Genomic DNA, 13,163 nt, shown 5'->3' with positions numbered 1-13,163 from the left:
GGGCCCGGTCACCTGTGCCGGCGTACCGCCGAACACGGCCGCGAAGAACCCCGCGAAGATCGCGCCGTACAGACCGACGAGCGCGCCCTCAGAAGTACCGGTCGCGGCTATACCGAAGGCTATGGCCAGCGGCAATGCCACGATGGCCACGGTGAGTCCGGACAAAACCTCTTGCGCGATGCGCTGGAACATCAGCCCCACTCCGGGTCGACAGCATGAAGAACCCGACCCACGGCGGGCCGGGCTGCCGACCAGACTTCCCGGCGCTCCGTACGTAAAGATGCCGTATAGAGCGCACCAAATCAAGGTCAAAGATCAACACGTGAGATGCACTGACGCCTCGTCAGCAACCTCCGCACCCCTCCCGCACCCCTCCCACCGCCCGAACAGAACGGGACAATTCATGCCCAACTTGTGGATGAATTTGCGCAGGCCCGGGCGGGCCCAACAGCGCGGCGCGGGGCGGGGTTTGAACGGTTCGTCGACCGGCCACACCAACCCCCACCGGTGACTTTCAGGAGGAGATCCGGATGCTGCACGGGGTAGACGTCAGTTCGCACCAGTCGGACTACAGCACGAAGGGGCAGGACTTCGTGATCGTCAAGGCGACCGAGGGCCGTTCCTACATCAATCCGCGGATGACCGACCAGGTGAAGAAGGCCCGCGACGCGGGCTGTGTGGTCGGCTTCTACCACTTCCTGTGGCCGAACAACATCGAGGCGCAGGCCGAGTACTTCGTCTCGAAGGCGATCGAGCAGAAGGGCGACCTGCTGGCCTGCGACTGGGAGCGCACCAGCGAGGGCACGTACGCGAGCAACGCGCAGAAGGACCAGTTCATCAAGGCGGTCAAGAAGCTGCGGCCGTCGCACCGGACGATCTTGTACACAAACCGCGATTTCTGGCTGAACATCGATAGGACTTCGTACGCCGGCGACGGCCTCTGGATCGCCGACTACGTCACCCCGGGCAAACCCCGTATCCGGGCGAAGTGGCGCTTCCACCAGTACACTTCGACGCCGCTCGACAAGAACGTCGGCGACTTCGAGAGCAAGGCCGCACTGCGTGAATGGGCGGTCATCGGCTGACTGCCCTCTCGGCCCGGAACCGTTTCGCAGGCGGGTCGGAAAGGTAGTCGTTCAAGAGGTCGAAAGTCCGGAGCTCGGGCGGTAGGGCTTCGTACCAGGCGAGCGCGTAGGCATTGCATTTCGAGCAGACCAGCCCCCGCACGCACGCACCACAGCTCCGCCGCCCCGGGCAACAGGTGTGGTCGTGGTCAATATGCGTTCCCCCAGCCCCTGAAGCTGCTCCGCGCCCGCATATCGCGCACACGCCTCCCTGAAACGCGAGGAGCGCGTCAATGTACTCCCTGGTCACGCCATAGTTGCCGAATCGCACGTAGTCCGCGTTACAGGGTTTGCAGTATGGACGGGGCGCACCCGACTTGTTGAGCGTGGAGAACTGGTCTCTCGGCTTGGACTCACCACACCTGAGACACTCGAACACTCCGCGCTCGGCCATGGCCGCGATCTCCCCCCCTTGGCCGCCTCGACCGCAGTGGGCGCAGCGGTTCTCCAGACTTCCACTGCCGATAGTGGGCACCGCAGAGCCCCTTCGCCGAGACCTGCCGTCGGCATCCCTCGAACCCGCAGTCCTTGGGCTCGGGCTTCCGTCCAGAGGCCGCACCAACAGGCGTCAGCTGACGGCCGCGTCGCGCCTGGGCGTAATGCGTCTGGCACAGCCCCTTGGTCAGGGGGTAGCGATCCGAGGACCGACCGCAAGCCCAATCGTCCCCACTCGCCATACACCGCCTCACAAGCATCCCTCCCCTTCGCCGCAGGCGTGCGGACTACCACACACCTGATCGAGCACTCCGACCCACCTGAACTAACGATCGAATCGCGCCTCCGTCACGCGTTCCGGCGAGCCCACGGGCGGCCCAGTCGCGTTTTGGAAAGCCAAGGTGCAAACCTCGAGGACGTCTTTCGGCCAGGGATCCCGCAGGACCGGCGCATCCCGCCGTAAGGGGCGGGGCGCGCAGGCGACTTCTTACGGGCTGGTCGGATGCGGGTTCAACCAGCCTTCCATCAAGCGGAATTGAGGGTTCGGTTCTGGTCAGGTGCGGACCAGAACCGGCCATTTGTGCGTCCGACTCTTCGTCACTCTTTGCCGTCGCGCACTAACGTTCCGGTGTCGCCGCCGTACCGGGAGCGCAGGGCTCCCAAGGGAATAGCGGCGCCGAAGGCGTTTTCATCAGTGAACCGCACAGGAGCTAGGGCGTCCGACCCCGGATGGATCCGGGCCGCGCGGCGCCCTGCTGCCCCCCGCACTCCCCACGCCCGCGGCGGCTGCCTGTCCGCCGGGCGGAACCAGGCTTGCACCGTCGTACGACCGGAAGGAGCCCAACCACGATGACCGCCGTGCAGCATGAACCGCCGCCGGGCGCCACCTGCCCTTTCACCGGCCTCACCGGCCACACCGAGCAGCCCGCGCCCGGCGCGGCCACCGGACCGGACCGGCAGTTCGACCGGCAGTCCGACCGGCAGCCACCCCTGCTCGACCTCCCGCTCTCCCGCCGGGGCGACCGGCTGCCGCCCGAGGCCCGCCTGCTGCGCGAGCGCCACCCGGTCGCCAAGGTGCGCACGCTCACCGGCGACGAGGCCTGGCTGGTCAGCTCGTACGACCTGGCCCAACAGGTCCTGAAGGACGAACGGTTCAGCCTCAAGGACACCGTGCGCCCCGGCGTCCCGCGCCAGTACGCCCAGTTGATCCCGCCGGAGGTCGTCACCAACCTGAGCACCCTGGACTCTCCGGGCCTGCACCGCGCGATCCAGGAGTCGCTCGATCCGCGCGCCGACGCCCTGGAGCCGTGGCTGCTCGCCACCGCGCACGAGCTGATCGACGCGCTGCTCACCGAGGGCCCGCCGGTGGACCTACGAGCGGGGTTCGCCGACCCCTTCTCGGCGGCTCTGCACTGCCGGGTCATCGGGGTGCCGTACGCGGACCGGCGGCGCCTCATGTCCAGCCTCGACATCGCGTTCATGACGAGCGCCGAGCCCTTCGAGGACGCGGCCCTCAACTGGTACAAGGACGTCAGCTACATGGTCGAGCAGCTGAACGCCCCCGCGGCGCAGCGCTCCGGCCTGCTCGGCCGACTCGCCGCGCTGCGCGAGGACCCCGAGTCCGCGCATCTGTCGGACGAGCTGCTCGCGAACGTGGCGGTGCTGCTCTTCGGCGTCGGCGCGGTGGCCACGTCCTCGTTCCTGACCCTGGCGGTGTTCGCGCTGCTTCAACGCCCGGGGCTGCTCGGCTCGTTGCGGGACCGCCCGGAGCGGCTCGGGCGCGCCGTCGAGGAGCTGCTGCGCTGGAATCTGTCGGTCGGGGACGGGCTCGCCCGGCTCGCCCTCGACGACGTCCCGCTCGGCGATGTCCTGGTGCGCCGGGGCGAGTTGGTCCTGGTCCTGGTCGAGGGCGCGAACTTCGATCCGGAGGTCTTCGCGGACCCGTACCGGCTCGACCTGGACCGCGCGCACAATCCGCATCTCGCCTTCGGCGCCGGGCGGCACTACTGCCCGGCCTCGGCGCTCGGCCGTACGCACGCCGCGGTCGCGCTCTCCGTGCTCGCCGAGCGGCTGCCGGAGCTGCGGCTCGCCGTGCCGCCGGAGCAACTGGTGTGGCGTACGGGGTTCATCAAGCGGCTGCCGGAGCGCCTGCCGGTGGCCTGGTAGCGGGCCCCGCCTCCTCCCCGACCGGGGGCCCGAGAACGCGAAAGCGCCCTGGGAGACGGCGCCCAGGGTGCTTTTGCTTGACGGCCTCGCGTACGTCACCGGCTCAGCGGAAGACCCCCGTGTGCCCGAGCGAGTACCGCCCCGGCTGCGGGTAGACCGCGAGGCCGTGCGGGCCGCCGCCGACCGGGATGCGGGCCAGCTGGACGCCGGTGGCGGTGTCGATGGCGTACACCTCGTCGTCGTACCGGCCGGAGAGCCAGAGCACCTTGCCGTCGGCCGAGACGCCGCCCATGTCGGGGCTGCCGCCGTCCGGGAGCCACCACTTCTTGGTGAGCTTGTTCTTCGGGAAGTCGAAGACGGAGATGGAGCCCTCGCCGCGGTTGGGGATGTACATCTCCTTGGAGTCGCGGCTGATGTAGAGGCCGTGGGCGCCTTTGCCGGTGGGCATCAGCTTCGGCGTGGTGAACTTGTCGCCGTCCAGGACCCAGACGCCGTGCGCCATCATGTCGGCGATGTAGAAGGTCTTGCCGTCCGGGGAGACCTTCACATCCTGCGGCATGGCCCCCTTGAAGGGGAGCTTCTGCTGGTCGACGACCTTCATCTTCGCGGTGTCGACCTTGAGCAGCTCGGCGGAGAACTCGCAGGACACGATGAAGTACCGGCCGTCGAACGAGAAGTCCGCGTGGTTGACGCCGTAGCAGTCGACCGGCTCGGTGTGCTGGCGCTTCATGGTGTGCGGGTCGCGGAAGACCAGCTCGCGGTCGAGCGAGGCCATGACGACGGCGCTCTTGCCGTTGGGCGTGAAGTAGAGGTTGTACGGGTCGTGGACCTCGACGTCCGGGCCGCGGCGCTGGGTGGTCTTGGGGTCGATGGGGGTGAGCGTGTTGCCCTGGTTGTTGTTGACCCAGAGGGTCTTGAGGTCCCAGGACGGCACGACGTGCTGCGGGTGTTTGCCGACCTCGATGGTGTCGATGACCTTGAACTTCTTCGGGTCGATGATGTCGACGGTGTTGGAGGTGGTGTTGGGCACGTACACCCGGGACGGGAAGTCCTTGACCACCGGCGAGAGCTTGTTCGGCCGGTCGGCGGCGTAGATGTCCTTGGGGTCGGTCACCGGTGGCATGCCGGGCAGGCCGTAGAGCGGCTTGGGTTTGGCGGGCTTGGCCGGGGCCTTCTGCTTCTCCTTGGCGAGGGCCTGGTCGCTCTGCTCGTCGGCGCTGCCGCACCCGGCGAGCAGGGCGCCGACGGTGAGCGCCGCGCCGCAGATGAGGACGCCGGTGCGCCGGGACAGCGGGGTGAGCGGGGTCGGCGGATTCTGGAGGGCACGAGGGGCGCGTGAGGTGTGAGGGGTGCGGTGGGTCATCAGGTCAGCAGCTCCGTGGTGGTCACCGCGCGCATGCCGCGGCGGTCGAGTTCTTCCAGGACGTCGGGCAGCGCGGCGACCGTGTCCGCGTACCCGAAGTGCAGTGACACCACCGAGCCGCTCCGGATCTGCTCGGTGACGGTGCGGGCGACGGCATCGGCGCCCGGCGAGGTGAAGTCGAGGGAGTCGGTGTCGTACGAGAGGACGTGCGGGTAGCCCGCGCGCCGGGCCAGCTTCTGGACCAGCGGCGATGCGGTGCGGGCGCGGGAGGGCCTGAACCAGCTGCCGATCGAGCCGGTCAGGCGGCGCAGCCGGTCCGCGCACCCGGTGATCTCGGCGTACGCCGCCGCCTCGGGCAGCGCGTTGATGTCCACATGGCGCTGGGTGTGGTTGCCCAACTCGTGGCCGCCCTCGAGGATCCGGTGGGCCAGCTCGGGGTGCTCGTCGAGCCAGCTGCCGACGGCGAGCACGGTGACCCGGGCGTCCGCCCGTTCGGCCTCGGCGAGTACGGCGCGGGCGGTGCGGGGGTCGCCCTGGCCGTGGAAGGTGAGCGCGACCCGGGGCCGGTCGCGGGGACCGTGCTCGATCTGCGCGGGCTGGTCCGGGAACCGCTGGGGGCCGGTTGCCGGGGACGGGGCCCAGGTGGACTGCTGGCGTGCGGGGGCCGGTTGGGCGGTGCGCTCGCGGGACGCGCAGCCGGCGGTGGCCGTACCGGCGAGGCTGAGCAGGGCTCCGGCGCGGAGCACACGGCGGCGGTCGAGAGAGTTCACGCCGCCATTTAAGGGCTACATCCGGTGAAATGTAATGATTAACCCAAATTAGGACGTTTGCGGGTCGCGCTCCTCCATAGGGACCACTTAACCAACGTTTACAAGGCTGGTGCCGCACATCACCATGGATTCATTTGGATGCGCGCCGCCTATCTGTCATAGTCGAAAGCAGCGACCCCCATTGGCCCGGGCCAGGTCGTCTTTGAGCCGCCGTGGATCACACCCCCGAAGATCCCGGCAGGCACCACACCGAAGCCCCCGCGACGCCGTACTACGGCGCGAGGGGGCTTCTGTGCGTAGCGGGTGCTCCTGTGCGTAGCAGGTGCTTCTGTCCGTAGCAGGTGACCGGCCCGGGGCGCGGGCGGATCAGCGGTCGGCGATGCGCATCTCGAACCAGGTGGTCTTGCCGCGCGGCAGCAGATCGACGCCCCACCGGTCGGAGAGCTTGTCGACGAGGAAGAGGCCGCGGCCGCTGGTGTCCATCGCGTGCACCGGCATCAGACAGGGCAGACCGCGCGAGGGATCGCGCACCTCCACGCGGATCCAGCCCGGGCGGCGCATCATGCGGAGGCCGAAGACCCGGGCGCCGGTGTGCCGTACGGCGTTCCCGACGAGCTCCGAGACGAGTAACACGACGGCCTCGGCGACCTGCGGGGACAGACCCCACTTGCGCAGGACGACGACCTGGGCAAGGCGGCGCGCGCTACCGGCGGACTCGGGGCGGGACGGCAGCGGGACCTCCGCCTCCGTCGGGTTGCCGAACAACTCAAGGGCCTTGAGCGCCTGTTCGTCCTCGACGGCCGGCGTCCACCGCGTGGCGGTCGCACCACCGGGCCGACGCGGTTGTTCCCTGTCCTGAAGGCCAGCCATGCCCCCCATCATGGCCGCCCGAAGGGCCTTCTGGGGCCGTTCCGGCGGAATACGCCCCCCGGAAGCATCGATTCCGCAAAGCCGTCGAGGCATATGCCGTAGGCACTTAAGGTGCCCTCACGCCCCAACTCACCTGCGATAACGCCACGTTCGAGGAGGATCGCGCACGGTTCCGGGCAAGCTCGCCTTAAGGCTGCTTTAAGGGTCCGATAATCTGCCCCCTTTCGTGGTACGGGGTCAACTGGCCCACTACCAGGGCCAGTTGACCCCCACGGGACGAGCGCCCGGCAACCTCGGGAAGATCAGCGAAACTCAGCGGAATACAGCCTTGCCCGGACCCTCCTCGACAAAGCTGCGCATGCCGGATTCGCGGTCCTCGGTCGCGAACAGGCCCGCGAACCAGGTGCGTTCGACGGCGAGCCCGGTGTCGATGTCCGCCTCGAGCCCGGTGTCGACCGACTCCTTGGCGGCGCGCAGCGCGAGGGCGGGCCCCTTGGCGAGCTTCGCGGCCCACGCGTACGCCTGCTCGTACACCTCGGCGGCGGGCACGACCCGGTCCACGAGGCCGAGCGTGAGCGCCTCGTCGGCCTTGACCATCCGCCCGGTGAAGATCAGGTCCTTGGCGCGGGACGGCCCGATCAGGCGGGACAGGCGCTGGGTGCCGCCCGCGCCCGGGATCAGGCCGAGCAGGATCTCGGGCTGGCCGAGCTTGGCGTCCTCGGCGGCGATCCGGTAGTCCGCGCAGAGCGTCAACTCGCAGCCGCCGCCCAGGGCGTAGCCGGTGACGGCGGCGACCACGGGCTTGGGGATGCGGGCGACGGCGGTGAACGCGTCCTGGAGCGCGCGGGACCTGAGCACCATGGCGGTGTGGTCCATCGCCTGCATCTCCTTGATGTCCGCCCCGGCCGCGAACACCTTCTCGCCGCCGTAGAGGACCACGGCGCGGATGTCGTCGCGGTCGGTCGCCTCCTGGGCGAGCTCCCCCAGCCGGTCCTGGAGGGCGATGTCGAGTGCGTTCATCGGGGGGCGGTCGAGGCGGATGGTGCCGACGCCCTCGGAGACTTCGAGATACACGGTGGTGGTCATGGGGTGCAGGCTAACCACCGTTCACATGGAGAGGTCCAGGGGGCGGGCCCCCTGGACCTCCGGTTGCGCGGCCTACTTGTCCCACTCGTCCCAGTCGAGGTTCCAGGCATTGAGCCCGTTCCACCACTGGATCGTCTTGTCCTTGGAGTTCTTCACGATCACGACGTCGCCGACCATGGAGCGGTCGTAGAACCAGGCGGCCGGGGTCTTCTTGTCGCCGCCGCCACGCTGATCGCGCAGGCCCACGCAGCCGTGGCTGACGTTGGTCTCGCCGAAGGTGGACGGGGCCGCCCAGTAGTTGCCGTGGATGAACGTGCCGGAGGTGGACAGGCGCATCGCGTGCGGCACGTCCTTGATGTCGTACTCGCCGCCGAAGCCGACCGTATCGCCGTTCATCCGGGTCACCTTGTGCTTCTCGGTGATCACCATCTGGCCGTTGTACGTGGTGGTCTTGGGGGCGCCCGAGGTGATCGGGATGGTCTTGATGGTCTTGCCGTCCCGCTTGACCGTCATCTTCTTGGACTTGGCGTCGACGGTGGAGACCTGGCTGCGGCCGATGGTGAAGCTGACGGTCTTGGCCTGCTCGCCGTAGACGTCCGGGCGGCCCTCGACGCCGTCGAGGTTGAGCTTCACGGTGACCTTGGTGCCGGGCTTCCAGTACTTCTCGGGGCGGAAGTCGAGCCGGTCGTTGCCGCGCCACTTGTGCCGGATCTCGACCTTGGGCTCGGCGGTGACCTCGATGGCGTCTTCGACGGCCTCCGGGTTGGTGATCCCCCGCGTGAAGTTGACCGAGAACGGCATCCCCACGCCGACCTTGGTGCCGTCGTCCGGCGTGAAGACGCCGATGAAGGTGTTCTCCGGGGTGAGGGTGGTGAACGTGGTGTCCTTGGCGGAGACGCGGCCCGCGGAGTCCTTCGCCGTGGCGTGCACCTTGTACTTGGTGGCGGCGGCGAGGTGGTGCCGCGGCTGCCAGGCGGTGCCGCCGTCGGCGATCCGGCCGGGTATCTCGTTGCCCTGGGTGTCCTCGACCCGTACGTCGGTGAGCTTGCCCTTGTCCGCGGTGATCTTCAGGGCCCCGCTGGTCGCGACGTCGTCGGCACCGTTCTTGGGGGCTATGGTCACGACGGCCTGCGAGGGCTCGTTGGCCTTCGCCCGGTCGGAGCCGCCCTTGCCCTTCTCCCCGGCGCCCCCGGCGCAGGCGGTCGCGGCGAACAGCGTGGCCGCGAGGGCCACGGCGAGGCCGCCCCGCCTCAGCTGTCGTACGGCGGCGCGCCCGCCGCGCCCACCGCGCCCCTGCCGTATCGCGTCAACCGACGCCCCCGATATCGGTCGCCCGTTCACCCCGTGTCTCCCCTCGCTTCGCCTTGCGGCACCCCTTTTACCGGCAAGAAAAGCACAGGGTGCGACGGATGACTCCCCCCGGAATGTCACTGTTCCGTCCCAAGTGACGGGAGGTCACCCGTGGAGCGCCGAACCCGCCCGCCACTTCTGCCAGTTCAGGTTCCAGCCGCCGAGCCCGTTGTCCGGGGCGACCGTCTTGTCCGGGGAGTTGACGACCTCCACCACGTCTCCGATCAGGCTGCGATCGAAGAACCAGCCCGCCGGGGCGTCCTCGCTGCCGCCCTTGACATCGCGCAGTCCGACGCACCCGTGGCTGACGTTCTCGCGGCCGAAGGTGCTCGGCGGCGCCCAGTAGTTGCCGTGCAGAAACGTGCCGGAGGTGGTGAGCCGGATGGCGTGCGGGACGTCCGGAATGTCGTACTCGCCCTTGCCGTCGCTGTCGGTGAAGCCGACCGTCGCGCCGTTCATCCGGGTCACGTCGAGCATCTCCGTGATCACCATTTGCCCGTTGTACGTGGTGTTCTTGCCGCCGCCCGCGGTGATCGGAACGGTCGAGACCAGCTCGCCGTCCCGGCGTACCTCCATGGTGTGCTTCTCGGCGTCGACCCGGGACACCTGGCTGCGGCCCACGGTGAAGGTGATCCTCTTCTGCTGCCGGCCGTAGACCCCGGGCGCGCCCTCCACGTCCCGCAGGCCCAGGTCGACGGTGACCTCGGTGCCGGGCTTCCAGTACTCCTTGGGCCGGAAGTCGAGCCGGGACTTGCCGAGCCAGTGGCCGACGACCTCGACGGCGGGCTCCGCGGTGACGCGCACCGCCCGCTCCACGGCCGCGCGGTTCTCGATCTCGCGGTTGAATTCCAGGGACACGATCATGCCGGTGCCGACGGTGCTGCGGTGCTCCGGCGTCACGTAGCCGACGAAGCGCTCGTCGGGGACGTACGTACGGAACGTGGAGTGCCGGGCCTGCCGACGGCCGTGGCCGTCCAGGGCGACCGCGTGGACCGCGTACTGCGCGGCCAGGGCGAGCCGCTTGTCGTCCGGCTCCCAGCGCAGCCCGTCCGGGGAGATCCGGCCCGGCACCGGAGTCTTCCGCGCGTCCTGGAGCTTGACCACCTTCACGGACTGCAGGCGCCCGTGCGGCACCGACACCTTCAGGCCCTGCTCGGCCGAGACACTGCGCTCCCCGTGGCCCGGGCTGACCCGGATGGCCTGGTCGGCCTCCCCCTTGCCGACCACCGCGTCGAGGCCACCGGAACAGCCGGTGAGCCCGGCCGCCGCCGTGACGACCAGTCCTGCCCCTGCCAGTACGGTGGCGATGCCCGCCCGTGCGCGCCCACGGCGCCAGTAAGCCTGTCTCACGTCGCCTTCAACGACCAAGGCCCTTCGGGGGAAACGTGAGGAGGGGCCCGCCGGAGGGCAGAACCCTGGGAGGGCTCGGGGAGCGCCTGACGGAGCCTGATCCGTTACGTGGAGCCGCGGGAGGCTGGCTGGTGGCGAGGGCACCCGAGCAAGGAGCCGAGCAAGATGCCGACAAGACCGCGCGCCGCCAGGGCAACGGGCAGGCCGGGACGGTCGTGCCCGAGCCGCGCCGGGCGGCCGCCGAGACGCGCTCCACCGCGCCCCCGGTGTGGCCCGGCGCGCCGACACCGCTCGGCGCCCGGTACCGCACCGGCCCGGACGGCGTGCCGGGCACCAATTTCGCGCTCTGGGCGGGCGGCGCCGAGGCGGTCGAGCTGTGCCTCTTCGACGAGCGGGGCCGTGAACTGCGCTGTCCGCTCACCGAGTTGACGCACGAGATCTGGCACGGCTTCGTGCCCGGCGTGCGCCCGGGGCAGCGGTACGGCTACCGCGTGCACGGCCGCTGGGACCCGTGGACGGGCGCCCGCTGGAACCCGGCGAAGCTGCTCCTCGACCCGTACGCCCGCGCCGTGGACGGCGAGTTCGGCGCGCTGCCGCTTGAGGTGTACGCCCACGTACGCGACTGGCCGGAGCAGCATGTGGCGGACACGGTCCGCGACGACCGGGACTCGGCGCCGTACGTTCCCAAAGGGGTGGTGGTTTTCGACGACGGCCCTCCCGAAGGGGACGACGAATGGAGCGAGGACCGCCGCCCCAAGACACCATGGGCGGACTCGGTGATCTACGAGCTGCACGTGCGCGGCTTCACCAAGCGCCACCCGGACATCCCGCCCGAACTGCGCGGCACCTACGCGGGCCTGGCCCACGAGGCGGCCATCGACCACTTGGTACGCCTGGGAGTGACGGCGGTGGAACTCCTCCCGGTGCACCAATTCGCCCACGAGGACCACCTGCTGAGGCGCGGCCTGCGCAACTACTGGGGCTACAACTCGATCGGCTACTTCGCGCCGCACGCGGGCTACGCGGCGACCGGAACGCGCGGGCAGCAGGTCGCCGAGTTCCGGCGGATGGTGCGCGCACTGCACGCGGCCGGGATCGAGGTGATCCTCGACGTGGTCTACAACCACACGGCGGAGGCCGACGAGCGCGGCCCGACGCTGTCCCTACGGGGCATCGACAACCGCGGGTACTACCGCCTACAGCAGGACGCCCGCCGGTACGCCGACTACACGGGCTGCGGAAACACCCTCCACGTAGTACAGCCGCAGGTGCTCCGCCTGATCACCGACTCCCTGCGCTACTGGGTGACGGAAATGGGCGTGGACGGCTTCCGCTTCGACCTGGCGGCGGCGCTCGCCCGCTCCATGCACGACGTGGACATGCTCTCCCCGTTCCTCGCGGTGATCGCCCAGGACCCGGTGCTCCGCCGCGTAAAGCTGATCGCCGAGCCCTGGGACGTCGGCTCGGGCGGTTACCAGGTGGGTGCCTTCCCACCGCTGTGGACGGAGTGGAACGACCGCTACCGGGACGCGGTACGGGACTTCTGGCGCGGCACGCTGCCGGACGTACGCGACCTGGGCTACCGCCTGTCGGGCTCCAGCGACCTGTACGCCTGGGGCGGCCGACGCCCGTACGCCTCGGTGAACTTCGTGACGGCCCACGACGGTTTCACGCTGCGGGACCTGGTGTCGTACGAGCGCAAACACAACGAGGCGAACGGCGAGGGCAACCGGGACGGCACGGACGACAACCGCTCGTGGAACTGCGGAGTGGAGGGCGAGACGCAGAACCCGTCCGTCCTGGCCCTGCGCCGCCGCCAGTTGCGCAACCTCCTGACGACCCTGCTCCTGTCGACCGGGGTGCCGATGCTGGTCGCCGGGGACGAGATGGGCCGCACGCAGGGCGGCAACAACAACGCGTACTGCCAGGACGGGGACTTGGGCTGGCTCGACTGGTCGCTGCGCGAAGAGCCCGAGTGGCGCGCACTCTTCGACCTGACGTCGCGCCTGATCGCCCTCCGCCACGCCCACCCGGTCCTGCGCCGTCGGGCGTTCTTCTCGGGCCGGGCACACTCGGCGGACGGCCTGCGGGACCTGGCCTGGTTCACGCCACGGGGCACGGAGATGACGGAGGCCGACTGGTACGCCCCGGCGGCCACCCTCGGCATGTACCTGTCCGGCCGGGACATTCCGGGCAGGGACGCGCGGGGCGGCCCGGTGACCGACGACAGCTTCCTGGCGATCCTGCACGCGGGGGCGGAGCCATGCGACTTCGTCCTGCCGGGCGGGGCTTGGGCGGCATCGGGCTACGAGGTGGTGGTGGACACGGCGGAGGAGGAGCACGGGGCGGAGCCGGGGCGGGTGGTGGAGGCGGGGACGGTATTGAGGGTGGAGGCTCGGTCGGTGGTGCTGCTGCGGGTGCGGTTCTCCTAGACCGCCTCCGGCATTTCTCGCCTGGCTCGTCCGGCAACTCCAGCCCGTCCGGCGTTTGAGGACGAGCGCGTTCAGCGCGATGAAAGCGGGGGTCCGGGGGCGGCAGCCCCCGAAGCCGCTGCAACCACGCGGCGTTAGCCGCATATCGACACAGCCGGGAAGGGGCCTGGCCCGTCTGGTGTCCCGCCCGGCGGACCTGCTGCTCCTCGACGAGCCG

General features: G+C 69.7%; 11 protein-coding genes. 3 read left to right on the top strand and 8 right to left on the bottom strand.

Features of this window, described 5'->3' with window-relative positions; all coding sequences use genetic code 11:
• Positions 1 to 192, bottom strand: a 192-nt coding sequence (locus ACWD10_RS37880) for a SulP family inorganic anion transporter (RefSeq protein WP_451098308.1), incomplete at its 3' end; no start/stop codon positions are given.
• 338 nt (positions 193 to 530) lie between these two features.
• Here ACWD10_RS37880 and ACWD10_RS37875 point away from each other — a divergent pair.
• Positions 531 to 1,085, top strand: coding sequence for a GH25 family lysozyme (locus ACWD10_RS37875; RefSeq protein ID WP_451098306.1), 555 nt, complete (start codon positions 531 to 533; stop codon positions 1,083 to 1,085).
• Here the strand turns inward: ACWD10_RS37875 and ACWD10_RS37870 are convergent.
• Complete coding sequence (locus ACWD10_RS37870) at positions 1,075 to 1,518, bottom strand: endonuclease domain-containing protein (RefSeq protein WP_451098305.1); 444 nt, start codon at positions 1,516 to 1,518, stop codon at positions 1,075 to 1,077. The two genes, ACWD10_RS37875 and ACWD10_RS37870, sit on opposite strands and share 11 nt — an antisense overlap.
• 890 nt (positions 1,519 to 2,408) lie before the next feature.
• Between ACWD10_RS37870 and ACWD10_RS37865 the strand changes: the two genes are divergently transcribed.
• Positions 2,409 to 3,725, top strand: a complete 1,317-nt coding sequence (locus ACWD10_RS37865; RefSeq protein WP_451098303.1) for a cytochrome P450 — start codon at positions 2,409 to 2,411, stop codon at positions 3,723 to 3,725.
• A gap of 103 nt (positions 3,726 to 3,828) precedes the next feature.
• On the opposite strand, the gene ACWD10_RS37860 is transcribed toward ACWD10_RS37865, so the two are convergent.
• The 6 genes from ACWD10_RS37860 to ACWD10_RS37835 form a co-directional block, all read right to left on the bottom strand.
• On the bottom strand, positions 3,829 to 5,088 hold the full coding sequence (locus tag ACWD10_RS37860) for a YVTN family beta-propeller repeat protein (protein ID WP_451098301.1): 1,260 nt from the start codon (positions 5,086 to 5,088) through the stop codon (positions 3,829 to 3,831).
• Positions 5,088 to 5,858 carry a polysaccharide deacetylase family protein gene (locus tag ACWD10_RS37855; protein ID WP_451098300.1) on the bottom strand — a complete coding sequence of 257 codons (771 nt, stop codon included), beginning with the start codon at positions 5,856 to 5,858 and terminating at the stop codon, positions 5,088 to 5,090. The genes ACWD10_RS37860 and ACWD10_RS37855 overlap by 1 nt, the downstream gene beginning before the upstream one ends.
• 366 nt (positions 5,859 to 6,224) lie before the next feature.
• Positions 6,225 to 6,728, bottom strand: a complete 504-nt coding sequence (locus ACWD10_RS37850) for an ATP-binding protein (RefSeq protein WP_451098298.1) — start codon at positions 6,726 to 6,728, stop codon at positions 6,225 to 6,227.
• Positions 6,729 to 7,040: 312 nt separating this feature from the next.
• Positions 7,041 to 7,814, bottom strand: a complete 774-nt coding sequence (locus ACWD10_RS37845) for an enoyl-CoA hydratase/isomerase family protein (protein WP_451098296.1) — start codon at positions 7,812 to 7,814, stop codon at positions 7,041 to 7,043.
• A 72-nt stretch (positions 7,815 to 7,886) separates the two neighbouring features.
• The gene (locus ACWD10_RS37840; protein ID WP_451098294.1) at positions 7,887 to 9,155 is read right to left on the bottom strand and encodes a L,D-transpeptidase; all 1,269 of its coding nucleotides are present in this window, start codon (positions 9,153 to 9,155) and stop codon (positions 7,887 to 7,889) included.
• A gap of 114 nt (positions 9,156 to 9,269) precedes the next feature.
• Complete coding sequence (locus ACWD10_RS37835; RefSeq protein WP_451098293.1) at positions 9,270 to 10,514, bottom strand: Ig-like domain-containing protein; 1,245 nt, start codon at positions 10,512 to 10,514, stop codon at positions 9,270 to 9,272.
• Between the two features lie 215 nt (positions 10,515 to 10,729).
• On the opposite strand from ACWD10_RS37835, the gene glgX reads away from it, so the two are divergent.
• Entirely contained in the window at positions 10,730 to 12,946 is a 2,217-nt protein-coding gene (glgX, locus tag ACWD10_RS37830; protein ID WP_451098310.1) for a glycogen debranching protein GlgX, read from the top strand.
• Positions 12,947 to 13,163: the final 217 nt, after the last annotated feature.

The organism is Streptomyces sp. NPDC002851, from assembly GCF_053591935.1.
The sequence above is the reverse complement of the archived record's forward strand: the minus strand, read 5'-3'. Positions and strand labels throughout refer to the sequence as shown.